The sequence below is a fragment of the Parvimonas micra genome, assembly GCF_021300775.1.
Taxonomy (GTDB): Bacteria; Bacillota; Clostridia; order Tissierellales; family Peptoniphilaceae; genus Parvimonas.
In genome coordinates, this window is record NZ_JAJTJP010000003.1 from 68841 (window position 1) to 90308 (window position 21468).

General features: G+C 26.3%; 21 protein-coding genes. 3 read left to right on the forward strand and 18 right to left on the reverse strand.

The annotated features are described in order from the left end of the window. Positions 1–2: 2 nt before the first annotated feature. Positions 3–1748, reverse strand: a complete 1746-nt coding sequence (locus tag LW893_RS05565) for an ABC transporter ATP-binding protein (RefSeq protein ID WP_233056316.1) — start codon at positions 1746–1748, stop codon at positions 3–5. Beyond that, positions 1741–3528 carry an ABC transporter ATP-binding protein gene (locus tag LW893_RS05570; protein ID WP_233056317.1) on the reverse strand — a complete coding sequence of 596 codons (1788 nt, stop codon included), beginning with the start codon at positions 3526–3528 and terminating at the stop codon, positions 1741–1743. Before LW893_RS05570 ends, LW893_RS05565 begins: the two co-directional genes overlap by 8 nt. A 101-nt stretch (positions 3529–3629) precedes the next feature. Here LW893_RS05570 and LW893_RS05575 point away from each other — a divergent pair, with 101 nt between their 5' ends. After that, positions 3630–4517, forward strand: coding sequence for a linear amide C-N hydrolase (locus LW893_RS05575; protein WP_233056318.1), 888 nt, complete (start codon positions 3630–3632; stop codon positions 4515–4517). 36 nt (positions 4518–4553) lie between these two features. Here the strand turns inward: LW893_RS05575 and LW893_RS05580 are convergent, their stop codons facing one another. The 3 genes from LW893_RS05580 to LW893_RS05590 form a co-directional block, all read right to left on the reverse strand. After that, complete coding sequence (locus tag LW893_RS05580; protein ID WP_233056319.1) at positions 4554–5168, reverse strand: DUF4230 domain-containing protein; 615 nt, start codon at positions 5166–5168, stop codon at positions 4554–4556. A 102-nt stretch (positions 5169–5270) separates the two neighbouring features. Beyond that, positions 5271–6194: a DNA-binding protein WhiA gene (whiA, locus tag LW893_RS05585; protein WP_233056320.1), complete on the reverse strand. Its 924-nt coding sequence runs from the start codon at positions 6192–6194 to the stop codon at positions 5271–5273. Positions 6195–6196: 2 nt separating this feature from the next. Then, the gene (locus LW893_RS05590) at positions 6197–6613 is read right to left on the reverse strand and encodes an NUDIX hydrolase (protein ID WP_233056321.1); all 417 of its coding nucleotides are present in this window, start codon (positions 6611–6613) and stop codon (positions 6197–6199) included. A gap of 158 nt (positions 6614–6771) precedes the next feature. Between LW893_RS05590 and ychF the strand changes: the two genes are divergently transcribed. Further along, entirely contained in the window at positions 6772–7866 is a 1095-nt protein-coding gene (gene ychF / locus LW893_RS05595; protein WP_233056322.1) for a redox-regulated ATPase YchF, read from the forward strand. Between the two features lie 39 nt (positions 7867–7905). Here the strand turns inward: ychF and LW893_RS05600 are convergent, their stop codons facing one another. The 13 genes from LW893_RS05600 to rplU all read right to left on the reverse strand — a co-directional run bounded on the left by LW893_RS05600 (position 7906) and on the right by rplU (position 18114). Then, positions 7906–8973 (reverse strand): ABC transporter substrate-binding protein, encoded by a 1068-nt coding sequence (locus tag LW893_RS05600; protein ID WP_233056323.1) that lies wholly within the window; start codon positions 8971–8973, stop codon positions 7906–7908. Further along, positions 8970–9671 carry a class I SAM-dependent methyltransferase gene (locus LW893_RS05605; protein WP_233056324.1) on the reverse strand — a complete coding sequence of 234 codons (702 nt, stop codon included), beginning with the start codon at positions 9669–9671 and terminating at the stop codon, positions 8970–8972. The genes LW893_RS05600 and LW893_RS05605 overlap by 4 nt, the downstream gene beginning before the upstream one ends. Then, complete coding sequence (locus LW893_RS05610; protein ID WP_233056325.1) at positions 9658–10449, reverse strand: ABC transporter ATP-binding protein; 792 nt, start codon at positions 10447–10449, stop codon at positions 9658–9660. Before LW893_RS05610 ends, LW893_RS05605 begins: the two co-directional genes overlap by 14 nt. After that, the gene (locus LW893_RS05615; RefSeq protein WP_233056326.1) at positions 10436–11452 is read right to left on the reverse strand and encodes a FecCD family ABC transporter permease; all 1017 of its coding nucleotides are present in this window, start codon (positions 11450–11452) and stop codon (positions 10436–10438) included. Before LW893_RS05615 ends, LW893_RS05610 begins: the two co-directional genes overlap by 14 nt. 411 nt (positions 11453–11863) lie before the next feature. Then, the gene (locus LW893_RS05620) at positions 11864–12301 is read right to left on the reverse strand and encodes a hypothetical protein (RefSeq protein WP_233056327.1); all 438 of its coding nucleotides are present in this window, start codon (positions 12299–12301) and stop codon (positions 11864–11866) included. 290 nt (positions 12302–12591) lie between these two features. Then, the gene (locus LW893_RS05625; protein WP_233056328.1) at positions 12592–13482 is read right to left on the reverse strand and encodes a M15 family metallopeptidase; all 891 of its coding nucleotides are present in this window, start codon (positions 13480–13482) and stop codon (positions 12592–12594) included. Between the two features lie 73 nt (positions 13483–13555). Further along, a complete protein-coding gene (rpmF, locus tag LW893_RS05630) occupies positions 13556–13735 on the reverse strand; it encodes a 50S ribosomal protein L32 (protein ID WP_009448574.1) in 180 nt (59 codons plus the stop codon). A 91-nt stretch (positions 13736–13826) separates the two neighbouring features. Next, positions 13827–15014, reverse strand: coding sequence for an acetate kinase (locus tag LW893_RS05635; RefSeq protein ID WP_233056329.1), 1188 nt, complete (start codon positions 15012–15014; stop codon positions 13827–13829). Between the two features lie 172 nt (positions 15015–15186). After that, positions 15187–15783: a glycerol-3-phosphate 1-O-acyltransferase PlsY gene (gene plsY, locus LW893_RS05640; RefSeq protein WP_233056330.1), complete on the reverse strand. Its 597-nt coding sequence runs from the start codon at positions 15781–15783 to the stop codon at positions 15187–15189. After that, entirely contained in the window at positions 15776–17101 is a 1326-nt protein-coding gene (der, locus tag LW893_RS05645) for a ribosome biogenesis GTPase Der (RefSeq protein ID WP_233056331.1), read from the reverse strand. The genes plsY and der overlap by 8 nt, the downstream gene beginning before the upstream one ends. Positions 17102–17182: 81 nt before the next feature. Further along, the gene (gene rpmA / locus LW893_RS05650) at positions 17183–17461 is read right to left on the reverse strand and encodes a 50S ribosomal protein L27 (RefSeq protein WP_233056332.1); all 279 of its coding nucleotides are present in this window, start codon (positions 17459–17461) and stop codon (positions 17183–17185) included. 3 nt (positions 17462–17464) lie between these two features. Continuing rightward, a complete protein-coding gene (locus LW893_RS05655; RefSeq protein ID WP_233056333.1) occupies positions 17465–17803 on the reverse strand; it encodes a ribosomal-processing cysteine protease Prp in 339 nt (112 codons plus the stop codon). After that, positions 17803–18114: a 50S ribosomal protein L21 gene (gene rplU / locus LW893_RS05660; RefSeq protein ID WP_233056334.1), complete on the reverse strand. Its 312-nt coding sequence runs from the start codon at positions 18112–18114 to the stop codon at positions 17803–17805. The genes LW893_RS05655 and rplU overlap by 1 nt, the downstream gene beginning before the upstream one ends. Before the next feature lie 379 nt (positions 18115–18493). Here rplU and LW893_RS05665 point away from each other — a divergent pair, with 379 nt between their 5' ends. Continuing rightward, positions 18494–21448: a transglycosylase domain-containing protein gene (locus LW893_RS05665; protein WP_233056335.1), complete on the forward strand. Its 2955-nt coding sequence runs from the start codon at positions 18494–18496 to the stop codon at positions 21446–21448. Positions 21449–21468: the final 20 nt, after the last annotated feature.

Below are 21468 nucleotides of genomic sequence, written 5' to 3' on the forward strand. Positions count from 1 at the left end.
CCCTAAATTTTCAATTCTTCAGAAATATACATTTTATAATATATTCCCTTTTTATCTAATAATTCTGTATGTGTACCTTGTTCAAGAATATTTCCTTTTTCTATCAATACAATTTTATCACAATGCTTAATTGTTGACAACCTATGTGCAACAATTATAGACGTCTTTCCACTTAAAATATCCTTCATTTTATTTTGAATGAATTTTTCAGTTTCAGTATCTATTGAAGAAGTTGCCTCATCTAATATTAACAATTTTGGATTTTTAATCAAAGCTCTTGCAAAAGAAATTAATTGTTTTTGTCCACTTGATATATTATACCCACTTTCTCCTATAACTGTATCTATTCCATTTGGTAATTTAGAAATAAACTCATCTATTCCAAGCAAATTACATATTTCCATAATTTCTTCATCAGTTGCATTTTCATTTCCAAACTTTATATTTTCCTTGATAGAAATAGAAAAAAGTTGAGGCTGTTGTAAAACATATCCTAAATTATTATATAAACAAGTTTTATCAATATTCTTATAGTTAATTCCATCTAAAAATATATCTCCAGAAGTAGGATCATAGAATTTACAGATTAAATTAACAATAGTAGATTTACCACTTCCAGTACTACCAATAAAGGCAACGCTTTGTCCATTTTTTATTTCAAAATTAAAATCTTTTAAAACTAATTTATCATCATCAAAATAGTGAAAACTTACATTTTCAAACCTTATATTTCCACCAAAATTTAAATCAGTTTCTTTTTGTTCTATAATTTCATCATCTTCATATAATATTTGAAAAACTCTTTCCGCAGAAGCCTGAGCAGACTTTAAATCTGCAAAAATTTGAGCTAACATTTTAAAAGGTTCAAAGATTTGAAAACTGTATGTTAAAAAGCTCAAAAAAGCTCCATAAGTCATTATATTTTTCATAACTGAAATTGATGAAAAATTAAATGCAAAACCAACTCCAATACTTGCAATAAACATAACAGTAGGTACAAAAATTGCTGAAATAAGAATTGATTTTAAATTATATTTCCTATATTTTTCATTAAAACTTACAAATTCATTCTTCTTTTTTTCCTCAATTCCAAGAGCTTTTATTGTTTTAATATAACTTAAAGATTCTGTATAGCTTCTTATAATTTTAGAATTATAATCTCTTACTTTTCTTTGGAATTTTAATATATTTTTTTGAAAAAGAAGAGTTACAATGTATATTATAGGTAACATTAAAAATAGCATTATAGTCAAAGTAAAGCTTAAATAAAGCATTATTGCAATTGAAAACAATAGAACAATTATACTATGACAAGCATCCATAACTCCCCAACTAAAAACTTCACTAAGTTTTTGAACATCAGAAGTTAATCTTGAAATTAATTCGCCAATTTCATATTTCTTAATATTTGTAATTGAGAATTTTTCAATTTTTTCAAAAACTGATTTTCTTATATCTTTTGATACTTGATATTCAAGCTTTCCACCAAAAACATAAAAACTATATATTGCAAGAGTTGATATTACTACAATTAAAAAGAATGAAAGTCCAGCAATAATAAAACCCCTTAAATTTTGCTTTGTAATAAAATCATCCGTTAATAATTTGATTGATAATGGTACAACCGCTTGTAAAAGACCTGAAATTACAACTACAAACATAAGCATATAAAGTTTTTTGTATTCAATTTTATAAAATTTTATTAAGTCTCTAAAAACATTAATATTTACAACTTTCTTTTTATTCATTACTTACATCATATTCCTTACTTTGAATTTCATTAATTTTACTATATATTCCATTTTTCATAATCAAATCATTATGTTTTCCACTTTCAACAATTTTTCCCTCATCCATAACAATTATATTATCACAGTTAGTTATTGTTGAAATTCTATGTGAAATAAAAATAGAAGTAAATTTTTTATCCATTGATTTTAGTGCATTATTTATCTTTAAGTCTGTATTCATATCTACAGCACTTAAACTATCGTCTAAAATTAGTACTTCAAAAGGCTTTAACAAACCTCTTGCTATAGAAATTCTTTGTTTTTGACCTCCAGATAAATTTCCACCATTATCAATTACAATCGTTTCATATTTAGATGAGAAATTTAGAATTTCATCATGAATAGATGAAACCTTAGTTGCATTAAAAATTGATTTGTCATCAATTTTATCATTTGTAATCTTAACATTTTCTAAAATTGACATATTAAATAATTCACTCTCTTGCATAATTGCAGAAATCTTTTCTCTAAGATATCTTTTATTTATTTCTTTGATATTAATTCCATCAATAAGAATTTCTCCACTTGTAGCTTCAAATAATCCTAAAAGCAAATATACAATCATACTTTTTCCACTACCAGTAGAACCAATAACACCTAGACTTTCGCCTGCATTTATAACAAAACTAATATTATCTAAAATTTTATTATCATTTATTACTAAGCTAACATTTTTAAATTCAATTTTTTCAGAGAAAGACACATCTCTAATACCATATTCATAATCCTCTTCAGGTAAATCTAACACTTCATAAATTCTAGAAATTGAAATACTTGCTTTAGCCATATCACTAAGTAACTGTCCCATTTGTCTAATAGGCCAAATAATCATATTTATATAGATAACAAAAGCTATCAAATCCCCAAAATTCATTCTACCGGAAATAGTTTCATAACCTCCTACAACTATAATTATTGCAAGTTGCAAGAAAGTTAAAAAGTCATTTACAGCTCTAAATTTAGCAAAAGTCTTCATAAATTTATTTTGAGTTATATTAAATTCTTCGTTTTTTTCTCTAAAGAGTTTTAAAATATAATCCTCTCTATTAAATGCTTTTATAACTCTAATATTAAATAAAGCTTCTTTTATGAATACCATAAGTTGACTTTCAGCTTCGTCTGTCTCTTTAAATATCTTTCCAATTTTGCCATAAAAAACATAAGATAAAAATGATATTACTATACAAAGACTTATACTTATCATAGCAAGTTTTAAATTTATTAAAGACATAACAATAATTACTAAAATAATTGTTGCAATTGATCCAAAAGCATTTACTAGCTGAGTTGAAAATAACTTTCTAACAGTCTCTATATCAGAAGAACTTCTTTGGATCAAGTCTCCAGTTGAATAATGATTTAAGCATCTTATATCTATATTTAAAAATTTATTATACATTTTTTCTTTTAAATTATAAATTAAATTTTCACACGCAACATTAGAGTAATAATTTCTTAAAAATATAAAAATACAACTAATACCTGTTAAAATAACTATTACAAAAGCTAATATGTATATATGACTTCTTAGAAAATCTCTACCTCCGATTAGATTAACAGCTTTCTCTAAAATATCGTATTTATACTCTTTATCTCCAATTATTGAATCCACAGTAATCATAATTACAATAGGTGTAAGGCCAGAAAAAATTTGTATAAAAATAGTAGAAATCATGGAAAGAAAATAAGTCAGTCTATTATTTTTTAAAATCTTCCAAAAAAGTTTAATTTCTTTCAATACATCACCTCAAAACATACTTACTTATATTTTAATCTAATTTGAAAAAAAAGGCAAATTTAATTGCATTTATATGGTATAATACAATAAGAGGTGATTTTATGTGCACTACTTTTTCAATTAACAGAAATGGTGAAACACTACTTGGACGAACAATGGATTTAAGAGTCCATCATAGATATGAATTTAAATATTTTCCGGAAAACTTCAATTATGAAGAAGATGTTTTTGGAAATAAATTATATACAAAATACAAAATAATGGGAGCAACTTTTAAAGATTATGACCATCTAATTGATGGAATCAATGAAAAGGGACTTTTAGGATGTACTAATTCTTTTAGAAATGCAATTAGCTTTAAAACTGAACCTGTAGAATCTAAATTAAATTTAACATCAACTAAGATTTTAAATGTATTTTTGACAAATTGTGAAACACTTGAAGATATAAAAAATTTAGCTCCAAAAATATATATAATTGAAAAATCTCTTGTTGATGAAACTAACTTTTCAAGACATTATCACTATATGTTTACAGACAAAAATAATAAAAGTCTTGTTTTAGAAATAGAAGATGGAAATTTAAAAGTATATGAAAATAAATATAATGTGATGACTAATAGTCCAAGTTTTGCAAAACATATAAGAAATTTAGAAAAATACCTAGAAAAAGGAGAATTAAAAGGAAACATTTATACTCCTACAAAAAGATTTATACGAGCTTACATAGAGTTGCAAAACTTAAAAGAAAATAATCTTTTTGAAAATAATGAAAATATTTTATTTAATTCTTTGAAAAAATTTACAATAAAAAAAGAGGACTTAGAAAATATTTCAGAAGAATCACAAAATATAACTCTATACTATTCTATAACAAATGCAAAAACTTTAAATTACTTTTTAAAATATACAAATAAAGAACATATAAATACATTTTCTTTTGATGATTTTAAAAATGAGAAAAATAAAACTACCGTTCAATTTAAATAAAAAAGAGACTTTACAATGTAAAGTCTTTTTATTATTTTATTCAAATACTATTTTATATTTTTCTTTTATTTCTTTTGTTGTATTTAAAAGCTCAGTAATTATTTTCTTTGCTACCTCTTTTGACTGTTCAAAAACTCCGCTTTCTCTAGCATCAGCCTCAGCATTTTCCTTGCCACTTTGAGTAAATTGAGCATAATCATCAATTTTAACTGGATTAAAAATAGAATTAGTTTCATCATAAACTTTTATTGATTTCATATCTATCTCATTAGATAATACTTTTGATTCAGGCAAAGTAACCTTTATTGTTTTACTACCTTCGTCAACTTCAATTTTTGTTTCCGCAAAATCAATACCTAATTTTAAAACTCCAGTATAAGTTAAAATAAAACTTGATTTTGTAAATGGTAATTTAATATTAAATAAAGTATTCCAGTCTTCTCTACTAGCCAATTGTTTATACTTATATTGTATAGTAGACATCTCCTTTATTTCTTTAATTTGAATTCCTATAGTTTCATTAGTAATTTTTGGCTTCCCATTATCAGTTCTAAACCAAAAATAAGAGCCTCCAGCAATTACTATAACTAGTAAAATAACCATGGGCATTGAAATAGTTTTTTTTAAAAAACCTTTTACATTCATTTTCATTTTAGAAAATCCTCCTAAATAAATATAATTACGTAACAATTATATATATATTATACATATATGATGTCAAGTATTTTTTTCATTAAAAAAATGGCGAATAAATTATAATTTATTCGCCATTTCAATTATTTTTTTAAATCTATGATTTACTCCTGATTTACTAATCTTTAAAATATCTGCCAATTCTTTTAATGAATAACTTGGATTTTTTAATCTTAGTTCACAAAGATCGAGTAAATTTTTATCTATATTTTTTTTACCATATCTTTTATAAAGCTTATTTATTGCATCAATTTGTGCAAAAGAAGTATTTAAAGTCTTATCTAAATTTGCAGTTTCACAATTTGTAAGTCTATTTGTATTATTCTTAATTTCTTTAATCATTTTAGTTTCTTCAAACTTGAACAAACTATTTACAGTTCCTATTAACGAAAGAAAATCAGAAATAAGTTCACTATCTTTTACATATACAATATATAGTCCCTTTTTTTCAAGACTCTTTGCTTTTATTCCAAATATTTTTAAATACTTAATTACGAGTTTAGCTAACTCTTCTGAATTTAAAGTAAATTCTAAATGGTAACTCTTATCTGGATTTGTAACTGAACCAGCTCCTAAGAAAATTCCACATAAAAAGTTTTTAATAAAATTTTTGCTTTTAACAGAATCTTCGTATAAATCATCTTTTGGAAAAAGACTATCTAAATCTGAGAAAAATGCATCTTTTAAAAATTTCTTTGAAATTTCCTCATCTTCAATTGCAATTTTATAAACATTATTTTTTCTTAAATTAGAAATCTTAGACACCATTATTTTCCCATCATAAGAATATAAAAATTTAAATAGTTTAAAGATTCTTCTAATAATTGAATTATTAGTAGTTTCAAATCTAATAATAAAAGCAAAATTACTAAAAACAATTGTTCCATTTGTTCTTATAAAAGCACAAAGTTCAGAAATAGCAGTTTCTCTATCTTCTATTTCTCTTCTTGAAAGTTCATTTTTTAAATCAATTGAAAAAGCCATTATTATCTTTTTTTCTTTCTCTTTTCATAAAAATAATTAGCACTCTTTAACATATTTCTTTCCGCATCATGTTTTACTAATTTCATAGCTTTATCATATGGTAAAAATATAGCTTCTACAAAACCTTCCTCCCTTTGAGGAATTAAATTTAAATCTTCAGGCTCCATATAAAAATAATGAACTGTCTTTTTTACTTTTTCGCCGTCATTATGTTGATAATCATACTTTACAAATCCCAAATACTTTTCAATCTTAGCACTTATTCCAGACTCTTCTTGTACTTCTCTTATCGCAGCAAGTTCAATAGTTTCATTATTCTCAAGTCTACCCTTAGGTAGAACCCAATCGTTACTAAATTTCTTCAATAACAGAAATTCGCCATTGTGAATAACAACTCCACCAGCACTAACTTCTAGCATACACCCTCCTATTATCTTGTCTCATATCTTCCTAATATTATACCATGAAATTAGCTTACATTCAAATTATACTATTATATTTGATTATAACAGAGAAATTATGTTATAATATGTCTTGTGTATTTCAGATAAAAAACAAATAATAAAGGAGATTTTAAATGAAGTTAGGAATAGTTGGACTACCAAATGTAGGTAAGAGTACATTATTTAATGCAATTACAAAAGCCGGAGCTGAATCAGCAAATTATCCTTTCTGTACAATAGATCCTAATGTAGGTCTTGTAAATGTACCTGATGAAAGATTAAATAAATTAACAGAACTTTATAACTCAAAAAAAACAATCCCTGCTGTTATAGAATTTTATGATATTGCAGGTCTTGTAAAAGGTGCAAGTAAAGGTGAAGGTTTAGGAAATAAATTCCTATCTCATATTAGAGAAGTTGATGCTATCGTTGAAGTAATAAGATGTTTTGAAGATGAAAATATTGTCCATGTTGATGGAGAAGTTAACCCTTTAAGAGATGTTGAAACAATAAACTTAGAACTTATATTATCCGACCTTGAATTAGTTGAAAAAAGATTAGAAAAAGCTAGAAAATCTTTAAAGGGAAATAAGAGCTTTAAAGAAGAAGTTGATCTTTTAGAAAAAATATTACCAGTTTTAGAAGAAGGAAAATCTATTAGAACATTAACATTTGACGACAATGAAAAAGCGATATTAAAGAACTTTTCTCTACTAAGCGTAAAACCTATCATCTATGTAGCAAATGTAAATGAAGATGATATGTTAGATGAAGGAAAAAATAATGAATATGTAAAAGTATTAGCAGACTTTGCAAAAAAAGAAAATTCTGGTATTGTAGTTATCAGTGCTCAAATCGAAAAAGAAATTTCCGAACTTGAAGATGATGAACAAGTTGAATTTTTAAATGATTTAGGTATTTCTGAAAGTGGAGTTTCTAAATTAATTAAAGAAAGCTACAGCCTACTTGGTCTTATGAGCTTTTTAACTGCTGGTCCAGAAGAAACAAGAGCTTGGACTATTAAAATTGGAACAAGTGCTGTAAATGCTGCAGGAAAAATTCACTCAGATATTCAAAGAGGTTTCATTAGAGCAGAAATAGTAAATTATGATGATTTAATTTCACTTGGAAGTATGGTAACTGCTAGAGAAAAAGGTCTTGTTAGACTTGAAGGTAAAGAATATATTATGCAAGATGGAGATGTTGTTTACTTTAGATTTAATGTTTAATATAAAAAACAAAAGACTGTGTTTAAAACACAGTCTTTTTTATTTTCCTAAAATATTTTTTACTTCATCATCTTTTAATTCGTAATTATAAAATAATTTGTAAAATTCTTTTACTTCTTTTTCCATATCATAATTATATATTTCTGGATAAACTAGATTTCCTAACCATTTCATACCAATTACTCTATTAACTGCTGGTGGTCTACCAAAGAAATTATAAGGTCCAGTTGGAGCATAAAATACTTTATTTTCTTTTACAGCTTTTAAAGTTTTAAAAGTTTCTTCGCCTTTAATTTGGTCAGCTAATTCTTTTGATTCAAATATTAAGAAGTCTGGATTTGCCTCTGATAATTTTTCAAATGGAATTTCATTTCCTGTTCCACCTTGAACCTTTTCTACTGTAATAGCGTTTTGAGCACCTATAAATTCAATAATATCTGCGTGGATAGAACCTTTTGCATTTGCATTAAGCCCTGTTTTTCCTCCACCATAGTATACTTTTTTAACATCTTTAATCTTTGCTTTATTTTCTTCGATTTCCTTATAAGTTTTTTTGATATATTCTGAAAGTTCCTTTCCTCTTTCTTTATTTCCTAAAACTTCCGCAAGTCTATCAAAAGCTTCTGGTAATTTTTCAAGAGTTAATTCTATGAAAACTACAGGAATTTTTAATTGCTCTTGTAATTTATTCAAATCTTCTTCAATTCCCTTTTTCTTTTCACCCATATCAATTATAACATCGGGTTTGGCATTAATAACTGCTTCCATGTTAAGATTTGCTTTCTTTCCATAAAACGCTCCAAATTCTGGTAAATTTTTTAATTGATCTGAGATATATTTTTCAGTGCCTTTTGAGAATTTTGATGCAACACCAACTAATTTGTTAGGCTCAAAAACATGCAACATAACTTGAGCTGGATTTCCTGATGGTGCAACCCTATCAATTTTTTGTTTTAAAGTAACTTCTCTTCCTAAGTCATCTTTAAAAACTCTTGTTTCTTCTTTAGACTCTGTTTGTTCAGTTTTCTTTTCTGTAGGTTTTGAACAAGCCGTAAATAAAAGTCCAAAAGCTAAACAAAGAGCTAAAATTCTTTTAGATTTTTTCATATATCCTCCTTATTTACAACTACAATGGCTGTATTTTTAGGTTTACAATAATATTTTGTAAATACCTCACCATTGTAAGTATAATCTATATCTTTTACATTAGATATCAAATTTATTCCATCTTCTCCATACCATTTATCTAAATATTTTAAAACTTCCTCTTCATCTTTTAATGGTTGGCCAAATTCGTATGTTTGCCTATAAATATTATAAGAAATTTTTCTTTCTTCTAGAAAATTACAAATATCTTGAATTGTATTTTTATTGTGATTATGAACAATATTCTTTTCGACATCGTTTCGTATTATAATCATCCTTTTATTAAATAAATTATAAAAATTGTAAAAATAATCTTGAATATTGCCAAAATGGCTAAATAAAATATTATCTGGTTTCACAATATTTTCAACAAGTTCCCCATTATAACAATTAGAACAAATAGTTTTGAAATTTTTAATATTTTTCTTTGAAATACTATCTTCAAGAATTTCTAGTACATGTTCATCATAATCTACTCCGATTATATCACTGAAATAATCTGATAATTTCATAGGTAGAATTCCTAAACCACAGCCAAAATCAACAAGACTTTCTCCTTCTGGAATGATTTTTTTAATTTCCAATTTCATATTATCGTGATATTTAGTATATTCCGAAGCAACCAAATACCATTTTATTCTATCTTCATTCCAAAACATAGTCTTTTCTAACCTCCTTATAATCAGGAATACAATACTTTCCATCTTGTGTTTCTATTAGATTTATAGGAACATTGTATAATTTTTCTAATGTTTCTTTATTTAAAATTGAGATAGTTCCAAATTGACTTTCCTTATTTTTCTTAATAATTAATATTTTATCAGCATAAGTTAAAGCATGATTTGGATTATGGGTTGTAATTAAAAAACCTATATTTTTTTTCTTTAATGAATTACAAATTTCCATAATTTTAAGTTGGTTTCCATAATCCAAATTAGCAACAGGCTCATCCATAAAAATATAATTATTAGCTTGTAACAATGCTCTTGCAATTAACACAAGCTGTCTTTCTCCACCACTAATTTGTCTATAATTCTTATCTTTTAAATACGAAATTCCTAAAGTTTTTAAAATTTCAACAGATTTTTCATAATCTTCCTTAGTCGTTTTATAAAAAAATCCATCTTTTTTAGAATAATTTCCCATTAATATAACATCAATAACTTTATAATCAAAAGCTGGAAAATGAATCTGTGGAATATAAGAAATAAATCTTGAAAGTTTTTTACTATCTAATTCTTTTAAATCAAAATCATCAATGATTGCATTTCCATTTTTAATAGGAATAAGTTTTAAAAGTGCTTTTAATAAAGTTGATTTTCCAGCCCCATTTTCTCCTAAAATGCAAATTATCTCTCCTTTATTTAATGAAAAACTAATATCTTTTAATATTTCATTCTTCCCATAAAAAACATTTAAATTTTTAACCTCTATCATAATCTCTACCTTTTTTATAAATCAAATACAAGAATATTGGAGCTCCGATAAAAGAAGTAACTATTCCAATTGGAATTTCTGATGTAGTAATATTTCTGCATAAAATATCTACAACAAGTAAAAAACTTGCCCCTAAAAGACCTGATGCTGGTATTACAAATCTATAATCGTCCCCAAAAATAAGTCTTGTAAAATGTGGAATTATTAGACCAATCCACCCAATTACTCCTGTTACAGCAACACTTGATGCTGTCATAAGCGTTGCAAAAAATATTATAATAAATCTTATTTTTTCAGTATTAAGTCCAAGTGTTTTAGCCTCTTCTTCACCCATTGTAAATATATTAATTTCAATCTTATATAAATTTGAAACGATAAGTCCAATTACAATTGGGAAAAATATAAATTTAAAATCTATCATTTTTACTGATGCAAAAGAGCCCATCAACCAATATGTTATACTTGGAAGCTGATTTTCCGTATCTGCAACAAGTTTTACAAAAGATATTAAAGAAGAAAATAAACTACCTATCATCATCCCCGTTAAAATTAGCCCTAAAATTCTATCACTTCGAAAAATTTTACTTAAAGTATAAGTTACAAAAACAGAAAGAATTCCTAAACTAAAAGATAAAAGTGTTATTTCAAAAAAATTAAAATACATAAGTATTCCAAAAGCACAACCAAAAGCTGCAGCCTGTGTAGTCCCCAAAATATCAGGACTTACCATAGGATTTTTTAAAAGACCTTGGTATAACGCTCCACTTGTTGAAATTCCAGCTCCAACAAGTATAGTACATAATACACGAGGAATCCTTATATTCCAAATAACTGTACTTGCAGGTGAATTATCAACTATTCCATAAAAAATTCTATCTATAATTACTTTTATTACATCAAAAAATTTAATTGGATATCTTCCAATACTAAAAGACATAATAAAAGATAAAATCAAAAAAAATACTAAAAATATAAATTTTATTCTTATCTTTTTTTCAGTCATTTCTATCTTCTCCAAAAACTATAACGTTATATAGATTATAAAGTATTAATATGAAAAAGTCAATTAAATTATTGATTATTCATAGATGAAATTTTAAAATTTAATTAAACAATTAATACTCATAAGAAATTATATTTTTTAACAAACTTTTTCATGGAGAAACTTGACCATTATATATAATTTCAAAATTTATATATAAATAGCATAAAAAAATTTAGATAAGAATTCTACATTCATAATTTCTACAATTTATTTTACATAATTTAAATAATTCATAAAAAAAGTAATGTTTTCGTTAACATTACTTTTTTTATATAATAATTATATACATTGTAAAAATTTTTTCTCTATTAGTCGTTCAGTCCTAAAAATTCTTCTAATGTAAGTTTGTTTTTTAAATTATTCATGCTTCTATAACTCTTCAATTTTAAAATGTTCTAATTCTCTATCACTTCTTACAATGTATTGTTTATTTGCACGAAAATTAAATTCTATTTTTTCTTCAAATAATACATTATCAATCTTACTTTTATAATATTGATTCACTCTTTGTACATTAACTTCATGTATTCCCTTAGCGATTAACATTTTATTATTAAAACAAAAAAGAGCTATTTTTGAGAAATGAAGATATTCTCCATCAACATGTGAAATTCTTATACATCTAGTTCCAATAACATTTTCTTTAGGATAATCATTTCTATTTACTCTTTCAAAATAGACTACAGCATATTCTGGATTTTGACGTTTCCAAGATCTTATTTTTAGATTATATATAAAAAATACTATACCTAAAGTAAATAAAAAAAATAATATACAAACTATTAAAAAAACAACTACTCCTATCATATTATTCCCTTTCTTTTTTCTTCTAAAATTAATTAATTTTTATCATTGTAACATAATATACAATATGAATCAAATACTAAAAAGTTTAGAAACTTCTTTAAAGTACAACAGTAAATATATTTACATATTATTATTTAAGTTTAATAACTAATGAGAACCCCACCTTTTCACGATGCTTCGCATCTGGTTGGTACCTGGGAACCTTTTTGCTTCACAATAAAAAAGTAATGTTTTCGTTAACATTACTTTTTTCATATAATAATTAAATATATTATAAAACTTTTTATCTATTAGTCGTTCAATCTTAAAAATTCTTCTAATGTAAGTTTGTTTTTTAATATTTTGTTCGCGTTTTCTACTCCAACATAGCGGAAATGCCAAGGTTCAAATCTAAAATTAGTTTTATCTTCTTGATTTTCAGGATAGCGAAGAATAAATCCATACTTATGAGCATTTTTAATAAGCCATTTGAATTCTTCTGTATCTTTAAATTCTTCTTTTAGATTTGTAGCATCATCTTTACCTATAATATCTATACTTTGTCCAATTTGTGATTCATTATGCCCTGCAGTAGCATATAAAGCATAATTTACATTTCTATCAGACTTAGGAGCACTTTTATGAAGTTCTTTCTGTTCGTCATAGCTTATATAAGCTTTATATAAATCTAAAGTTATTTTTTCTCTGTTTGCATCAATTTTCATTAATTCAAATTGTTTTTCAACAAATTTATCAAATTTAGGATCAAAATCACTTGGCAATCCATACTCAGTATTAACTAATAAAATTCCTTTTATTACTTTGAAATTTTTATCTTTAGATTCATTCTCTATATTTTTACTTTTTACAAAATAAAATTTTTCGCCAAGTTTTATTTTACTTACACCATCTTTATAACCAAATACTTCAACATATTTATTTTTTTCTATTTTTCCATTTTCTTTTTGTAAATCAGAACTATCATAAATAGATGTTTTTTCAACAGTTTTTGCGTAATTTGTTAAACTTTCTGAAAAATCAGATACTTCTGGTATGCTTATGTTTTCAAAATTATAAGGCATCTTCTTTTCATTTTCTAATCTTTTGTTTTTATTTTGAACATAAAAAAATATTATTGAAGTAACTATTATTATAAAAATTGATAAAATGATAATAACTTTTCTGTTTTTTACTTTTTTCAAAATTACCCTCTATCTTTTCTACATTAATATATAATTAAAGGGATTTAGAAAACTAAATCCCTTAAACTACTTTTTATTCAACATCTAATACTTTTCTTCCTTTATACATTCCTGTGTCAGGATTAACTCTGTGAGGTACAACCAATTCATTAGTTTCAGGATCTCTAACTAGAGCCACTTTAGGTAGTCTATATGAAGATGCTCTTCTTTTGTCTCTTTTTGCTTTTGAAGTTTTTCTCTTTGGTACTGCCATTAATAACACCTCCTCTGAATTTTATAACATATACCTCCGTTTCAAACGGATAACAGAAGTATTATACTACAAAAAAATTAATTTGTCAACATTATTTTACTAAATTCATAGTATCTCTTGCAATCATTAATTCTTCATTTGTAGGAACAACTAAAACTTTTACTCTTGAGTTATCAGCTGAAATAACAGCTTCTTCTCTTGTATCATTTTTAGCATCATCTATAATAATTCCATATTCTTCCATATTTTCTAATATTAATTTACGCATTGAAGCTGAATTTTCTCCAATACCACCAGCGAAAGAAATAGCATCAATATGACCTAATTCTGCCATAAATCCACCTACATATCTTCTTACTCTTGTAATAAACATATCTAATGCAAGTTGAGCTCTTTCATTTCCTTTTTCAGCAGCTTCTTCTAAATCTCTAAAATCTGAACTTAATCCAGAAACTCCTAGAACTCCAGATTTTTTATTTAAAATTTGATTCATTTCATCAGCTGAATATCCTTTTTCATTCATTAAGAATGTCATAACAGTAGGGTCAATATCTCCACTTCTTGTTCCCATTACAAGTCCTTCTAACGGAGTTAATCCCATTGTAGTATCATAACATTCTCCGTTTTTAATTGCTGCGATTGATGATCCATTTCCTAAATGAACAGTTATAACATTTAAGTTTTTCTTATCTATATTTAATAATTCAGCAGTTCTTAAAGTTACATATCTATGGCTTGTTCCATGGAAACCGAATTTTCTAAGTCTATAATCTTCATAGTATTCATAAGGAATCGCATACATAAATGTTCTTGCAGGCATTGTTTGATGGAATGCTGTATCAAATACTGCAACATTTTTCTTTCCTGGAACTAAGTTTTCACAAGCTTCAATACCCATTAAGTTTGCAGGGTTATGTAATGGCCCAAATTTAATAAATTCTTTAACTTTTGCTTTTACATTTTCATCAATTATACATGAAGCAGTTAATTTATCTCCACCGTGAAGTACTCTGTGTCCAATTGCATTAACTTCATCTAAGCTTTTAACAACTCCGTATTTTTCGTCAACAAGAGCATCAAATACATGTTTAATAGCTGCTGTATGATCTTTCATAGCTTCTTCAACAACTAATTTTTCACTTCCAACTTTGTGAGTTAATTTTGAACCTTCAATACCAATTCTTTCAACTAATCCTTTACATAATACACTTTCATCAGTCATATCAAATAATTGATATTTTAAAGATGAACTTCCACAGTTAATAACTAAAATTTTCATTAATGTCCTCCTAAATTGTTTAAAAACATATTTTACATACATAAATATTTTACTATTTTGAGCTTAATAAGTCAATACAATTTTATATTATTATAAAAAATCTAAAAAATTTTTAATAAAAAATTATAAAACAAAAAACAGAAATTCTTTAGAATTTCTGTTTATAATTTTCTTATTTTTTTACTGTAATTTTATTTTCAGTTCCATTTAATAGTCTAATAATATTGCCTTTATGTCTAAATATAGTAAGTCCTGCTAAAAATACAAAAGTTAATAAAACATTAGTATCTCTATAACCAAAAATTATATATGATATAGGTAAAGCAGATATTGTTGCCAACATTGACCCTAATGAAATATATTTAGTTAATAAAACTATAGCTATAAAAACTGTAATAGCTAAAATTGCAACTTTATAGTCTAAAAATATAATAAAACCAAAAGATGATGCTATTCCTTTACCGCCTTTAAAATTTAAAAATACAGGCCAATTATGACCTAAAACAACAAATATTCCAGCTAATAATACACCATTTAACCCTAAAAGTTTCATTCCTATAAAACAAGCTAAGATTGACTTTAAAACATCAATAATAAAAGTCAAAGCTCCCGCTTTTAATCCAAAAACTCTTAGTGCATTTGTTGTTCCAGCATTTTTACTTCCATAATCTCTAATATCTTTATTGAATAATAATTTTCCGAAAATCATTCCTCCGGATATATTACCTAAAAGATATGAAATAATAATACAACTGATAACTTTAAACATTTTCTTCTCCTCTTGCTCTAAGTTCAAAAACTATAGGTGAAGAAGTAAATGAGAAATTCTTCCTAATTTGATTTTCTAAATATCTTAAATAAGAAAAATGCATCAATTCTACTTTATTAACAAATATTACAAATTTCGGAGGTCTAACCGAAACTTGACTTGCATAAAATATTTTAAGTCTTTGTCCTTTATCTGTCGGTGGTGAATTATGAACAACTGCATCATTAATAATATCGTTAAGAATTCCTGTTGAAATTCTTGTACTATAATTTTCATCTGCAATTTTTATAGCATCAAAAAGTTTATCTATTCTTTGACCAGTTTTAACTGAAATGAAAACTAATTGTGCATAAGGAACAAAACTTAATTTAGTTCTAATATCATCTTCAAAAGCCTTATAAGTTTTATTATCTTTTACTATTAAATCCCATTTGTTAACTGCAATTATTAAAGCTTTATTTTGCTCTTTAGCAAATCCTATAACTTTTGTATCTTGCTCTGTAACACCTTCAGTAGCATCTATTAAAAGAATAGCAATATCAGATCTTTCAACTGCATTTAAAGTTCTAACAACACTGTATCTTTCCAAATTTTCAGTTATATTCTTCTTTCTTCTAAGTCCTGCAGTATCAGTAAAAATATAAGTTTTTCCATCAATCTCAACTCTTGAATCAATAGAATCTCTTGTTGTTCCTGCAATATCAGAAACAATCATCCTCTCTTCACCTAAAATTCTATTCATAAGAGAACTTTTACCTACGTTAGGTTTTCCGATTAAAGCAATCTTAGTTACATCATCCTCTTCTCCAGTATATTTATTTTCAGGAAACTCTCGAATAATTTCATCAAGTAAATCTCCAAGTCCATATCCTTGAGTAGCAGAAATAACATTTAATTTTTCATAACCAAGTTCATAAAACTCATATACTTCAGCTGGTGTCTTATGACTATCAACTTTATTTATTGCAAGAACAATTGGTTTTTTTGTTCTTCTTAAATAGTTTGAAATTTCTCTATCTTCATCCATCAAACCATTTTTTCCATCTACAACAAATAAAATTACATCAGCATTCTCCATAGCAACATCTGCTTGAGCTTTAATTTTTTGTAAAATTATATCATCACTATTAGGCTCTAATCCACCTGTATCACAAAGAATAAAATGTTTGTTTTGCCATTCAGCATCTTGATATAATCTATCCCTTGTAACACCTGGAGTATCTTCAGTAATAGCTATTCTTTTATTAATAAGTTTATTAAAAAGTGTTGACTTTCCAACGTTCGGACGTCCAACCACACAAACTAAAGGTCTTTCCATAACTTCACCTCCATCTTCTTTATATATATTTTATCATATTTTATTATTTAAAAAAATAAGCTCCTTAGAAGGAGCTCATCATTATACTGGATAAATAGAAACTTGTTTTTTATCTCTACCTTTTCTTTCAAATCTTACAACACCAGAAACTTTAGCAAAAAGTGTATCATCTCCACCCTTACCAACATTTACTCCTGGGTGTATTTTTGTTCCACGTTGTCTAACTAAAATATTTCCTGCAAGAACGAATTGCCCATCCCCTCTTTTAGCACCTAATCTTTTAGCTCTACTATCACGACCGTTTTTAGTACTACCTAAACCTTTTTTACTAGAAAAAAGTTGTAAATTCATTTTTAACATACTCTACACCTCCTTATAATAAATCTCAATATATTTATTATATTCTTTTTTCAATGATATAATGCCAACTTCAAAAGTTTTAATTATAGTCTGAACATCTCTAATCTTATAATCTTCTAAATTATCAATATCTATCATCATTCTTAAATATCCATCCCCTACTTCTAAATCCATGTTCTTTGAATCTAAAGCACAAATTTTTTCAATAGCATTTGGTGTATTTATTGATAAAATAGATAATGATGCACAAAGAATATCATTTTCTTCACTAAAATCAGCATGTCCATCCATTTCAAATCCATAATATAAATCTTTTTTCTTAAAAATATAAATATTAGTCATTAAAATACGATACTTTCAATCTTAACTTTTGTAAATGGTTGACGATGTCCTTTTTTCTTTCTATAATTTTTCTTAGCTTTAAACTTGAAAATTATAACTTTTTTTCCTCTTCCGTGTCTTTCAACAGTTCCTTCAACCTTAGCTCCTTCAACTACTGGAGAACCAACTTTAATATCTCCATCTTTAGAAACTAAAAGAACTCTATCAAAAGATACTTTAGAACCTTCTTCAACATTTAATTTTTCAACAAAAATGCTTTGTCCTTCTTCAACTTGGTATTGTTTACCACCTGTTTCAATTATTGCGTACATAGTGCACCTCCTCATTCTTAAGACTCGCCGAAATTAGGTGCTATGCTTTAAAAACCTAATCCGTGCGGTAACACAACAAGTAGTATATCATAAAAAGAACAAAAAATCAAGATTTTTCAGAATTTTTTGTACGAAAAAACCCATCTGCAAATCACATTAATATAAACATTGAAATTCCAATAATTTCTAAATATTTATATTATTTTAATTTTGTGATATAATTATTGTAACCTTGTCCTTATGGCAAGACTATAATAACTTCATCAAAATTACTATTATAGTAATTTTGTGTTTTTAAAATTTGATTTTTTTTACTTTTAAAATTAGATAAAAAGTAATTAATATAAATTTAAATGATTGTTCTTTGAGGAGGTTTTTTATGTCAGAGAAAAAAATAAAAAGTATACAATCGAAAAATAAAAAAGACAAAGAAAGTCCTTTAAAACCCATTTTAAGAATTTTAAGTATCACAATATTGGCAATCTTAATGATTGGAGCAGGTATAACTGGTATTTTCGCAACAACTTTTGTTGATATTATGAAAGATGCTCCTGTTGTTGATACATCTAATATGAATGATCTTATGATTCAATCATCAAAAATTCTTGATAGAGATGGAAATGTGGTTGAGAAAATAGAAAATTTAGAGAACAGAACTATTGTAAAGCTAAGCGATGTTCCTCAGCATTTAATAGATGCTTTTATTTCTATCGAAGATGAAAGATTTTATTCTCATAATGGTGTTGACCCTATTGGTATTGCAAAGAGTCTTTTAGATACTGCTAGAGGTAGACTTAGAGGTGGTTCTACAATTGCACAACAGTTGGCGAGAAATATGTATCTTTCAAATGAAAAGAAAATAGAAAGAAAATTAAAAGAAGCATATCTTGCTATTAAAATTACTGATAGCATAAAAAGAGAAGGTGTTCTTGAGGCTTATTTAAATAGAGTATTCTTAGGACAACACTCTTACGGCGTTCAATCTGCAAGTCAAGGTTACTTTTCAAAAGATGTTAAAGACTTAACTATTGCAGAGTCTGCACTTCTTGCAGCAATTGTTCAAAGTCCAACAAATTATTCTCTTTATAAAACTATTAAGCCTGAAGATGTAAGTGATGAAGCTTCAGTTATTAAAGACTTAAATATCGGAGGACAAATATACAAGGCTGTATATAATCCTAAAGTTTTAGATAGACAAAAATATGTTTTGAAAAAAATGTATGAACTTAAAAAAATAACTAAAGAACAATATGAAGAAGCAATTAATGAAGATGTTTTTGCTGCTATAAAACCAAATAAAGGTTTTGAAAGAGAAGTTTCAACTTACTTCACTGAATATGTTAAATATCAAGTTGCTGAAAAGTTAATGAAAAAATATAATTATTCGAAAGAAGATGCTTGGGACAAAATTTATAATGGAGGTTTAACAATCCATTCAACAATGGATCAAAACATCCAGAAGAAATTAGAAAATCTTTACAGTAATTTTGCAAGTGTTATGAACGCTCCAAAAAGTGGTGGACCTGCATTTGCATCATTTAATAAAGATAAATCAGGTAATATAACAGATGCAAAAGGAAAAATAGTATTATATAAAAAAGCTAATCTTTTAGATGGAAATAATGGTATTATAATTCCAAAAGGAGAATTTACTGTTAATGAAGATAAATCATTAATATTAAAGAGTTCAAGAGTAACAGTTTATCAAAATGTTCTTTCAATAGCTAGTTTTTATACTATTAATAATCAAAATAACTTAGTTACTCATGGAATTGGAAATTTCCAAATCCCTGAAGATAAATTAACTAATGAGGGAGAAAAAACTTTTAAAATTTCTGCAGATTTCTTTGAAACATACAAAGATTTCTATAGTGTAAATAACAACGGAAATTTAGTTTTAAATTCTAAATATTTCCAAATTGATGAAAATGGAACTGTTCAACCTCAATCATCTTCTGTTGTAATTGACCACACTAATGGTGAGTTAATTGCAATAATTGGTGGTAGAGAAACAACTGGTCGTCCACTAAATAGAGCTTATAGAGTTCCTAGACAACCAGGTTCTACAATGAAACCATTAGGAGTTTATACTCCTGCATTAGATAACGGATTTACAGCCGCTACTGGAATTGATGACTCTCCACATTATAACGACAAAGGTGAATTATGGCCTAAAAACTGGTATAATGGATATAGAGGTTTACAAACATTACGAACAAGTCTTGTGCAATCTATAAACGTAAATGCTGTTAAGGTATTAGAAAAAGTTGGAATAGAAAAATCAAAAGAATATCTAAAGAAATTCGGAATAATTAATGAAGAAAATGAATTAGATGATACTTTTGTTTCAAAATCTGAAAATGTAGATTACAATGACGAAAACTTATCAAGTTTGGCTCTTGGTGCCATGACAAGAGGTGTAACAACTCTTAAAATGACAGCAGCTTATGCTGCTATAGCAAATGATGGAAAATACCTTGAACCAATATCATTTACAAAAGTTGTAGATTCAACAGGAAAAGTTATATTAGAACCAGAGCAAAAGCAAAATGAAGTTACTTCTAAAGGAAATGCTTTTATTATGAGAGATATTCTTAAAGGAGTACCTGATGCAATGGCACCTGGTGCAAAGCATCCAACCATTGAAGTCGCAGGAAAAACTGGTACAACAAATGATATCAGAGACTCTTGGTTTGTTGGTTTTTCACCTTATTATACGATTGGTACTTGGATTGGATTTGATAATCAAAATATAGAACTTAACAACAACAATTCAATGGCTGCTACCCTATGGGGAAAAGTTAATAAAATTGTTCTTGAAGGAAAAGAAGCGAGAAAATTTGCTCCAGCTCCTGAAAATGTAATAAAAAGATATGTTTCTATGATATCCGGTTTATTAGTTCCAGAAGGAGCAGGTGGAATATACGAATACTTCGTAAAAGGTACTGAGCCTACAAAATACGAACAACTATATTATATAATTTACAAGATTGATACAAGAAATGGTAAATTAGCTAGTTCATCAACTCCTGCACAATATATAGAAGAAAAGAAATTCTATATAAAACCTAGTGCATATAAAGAAGGTAAAACTAGTTACTCAAGTGATGAGTTTATAAATGCACCACCTAGAGAAGTATCAGATATAGTCGATACTAATGAATCTCCAAATCCTACTGATAATAATACAAATACTAACCCTAATCCTAATCCAAATAATGGAGATAATAATAACAATAATAATACCAATAATAACAATAATAATAATAATAACAACAACAATAATAATAATAACAATAATAATGGTGAAAATAATAATAACAATAATCCATAAAAAAAGAGTTGCAATCGCAA

Bases quoted from the DNA above. Each gene is read 5' to 3' on its own strand.
- LW893_RS05580 (WP_233056319.1), bottom strand. From the start codon at position 5,168: ATGAAAATGAATGTAAAAGGTTTTTTAAAAAAAACTATTTCAATGCCC.
- rpmA (WP_233056332.1), bottom strand. From the start codon at position 17,461: ATGTTAAAAATGAATTTACAACTTTTTTCTAGTAAAAAAGGTTTAGGT.
- LW893_RS05635 (WP_233056329.1), bottom strand. From the start codon at position 15,014: ATGAAAATTTTAGTTATTAACTGTGGAAGTTCATCTTTAAAATATCAA.
- LW893_RS05565 (WP_233056316.1), bottom strand. From the start codon at position 1,748: ATGAATAAAAAGAAAGTTGTAAATATTAATGTTTTTAGAGACTTAATA.
- LW893_RS05575 (WP_233056318.1), top strand. From the start codon at position 3,630: ATGTGCACTACTTTTTCAATTAACAGAAATGGTGAAACACTACTTGGA.
- ychF (WP_233056322.1), top strand. From the start codon at position 6,772: ATGAAGTTAGGAATAGTTGGACTACCAAATGTAGGTAAGAGTACATTA.
- LW893_RS05620 (WP_233056327.1), bottom strand. From the start codon at position 12,301: ATGATAGGAGTAGTTGTTTTTTTAATAGTTTGTATATTATTTTTTTTA.
- whiA (WP_233056320.1), bottom strand. From the start codon at position 6,194: ATGGCTTTTTCAATTGATTTAAAAAATGAACTTTCAAGAAGAGAAATA.
- LW893_RS05590 (WP_233056321.1), bottom strand. From the start codon at position 6,613: ATGCTAGAAGTTAGTGCTGGTGGAGTTGTTATTCACAATGGCGAATTT.
- LW893_RS05605 (WP_233056324.1), bottom strand. From the start codon at position 9,671: ATGTTTTGGAATGAAGATAGAATAAAATGGTATTTGGTTGCTTCGGAA.
- LW893_RS05615 (WP_233056326.1), bottom strand. From the start codon at position 11,452: ATGACTGAAAAAAAGATAAGAATAAAATTTATATTTTTAGTATTTTTT.
- rplU (WP_233056334.1), bottom strand. From the start codon at position 18,114: ATGTACGCAATAATTGAAACAGGTGGTAAACAATACCAAGTTGAAGAA.
- LW893_RS05600 (WP_233056323.1), bottom strand. From the start codon at position 8,973: ATGAAAAAATCTAAAAGAATTTTAGCTCTTTGTTTAGCTTTTGGACTT.
- LW893_RS05665 (WP_233056335.1), top strand. From the start codon at position 18,494: ATGTCAGAGAAAAAAATAAAAAGTATACAATCGAAAAATAAAAAAGAC.
- LW893_RS05610 (WP_233056325.1), bottom strand. From the start codon at position 10,449: ATGATAGAGGTTAAAAATTTAAATGTTTTTTATGGGAAGAATGAAATA.
- der (WP_233056331.1), bottom strand. From the start codon at position 17,101: ATGGAAAGACCTTTAGTTTGTGTGGTTGGACGTCCGAACGTTGGAAAG.
- LW893_RS05655 (WP_233056333.1), bottom strand. From the start codon at position 17,803: ATGACTAATATTTATATTTTTAAGAAAAAAGATTTATATTATGGATTT.
- plsY (WP_233056330.1), bottom strand. From the start codon at position 15,783: ATGTTTAAAGTTATCAGTTGTATTATTATTTCATATCTTTTAGGTAAT.
- rpmF (WP_009448574.1), bottom strand. From the start codon at position 13,735: ATGGCAGTACCAAAGAGAAAAACTTCAAAAGCAAAAAGAGACAAAAGA.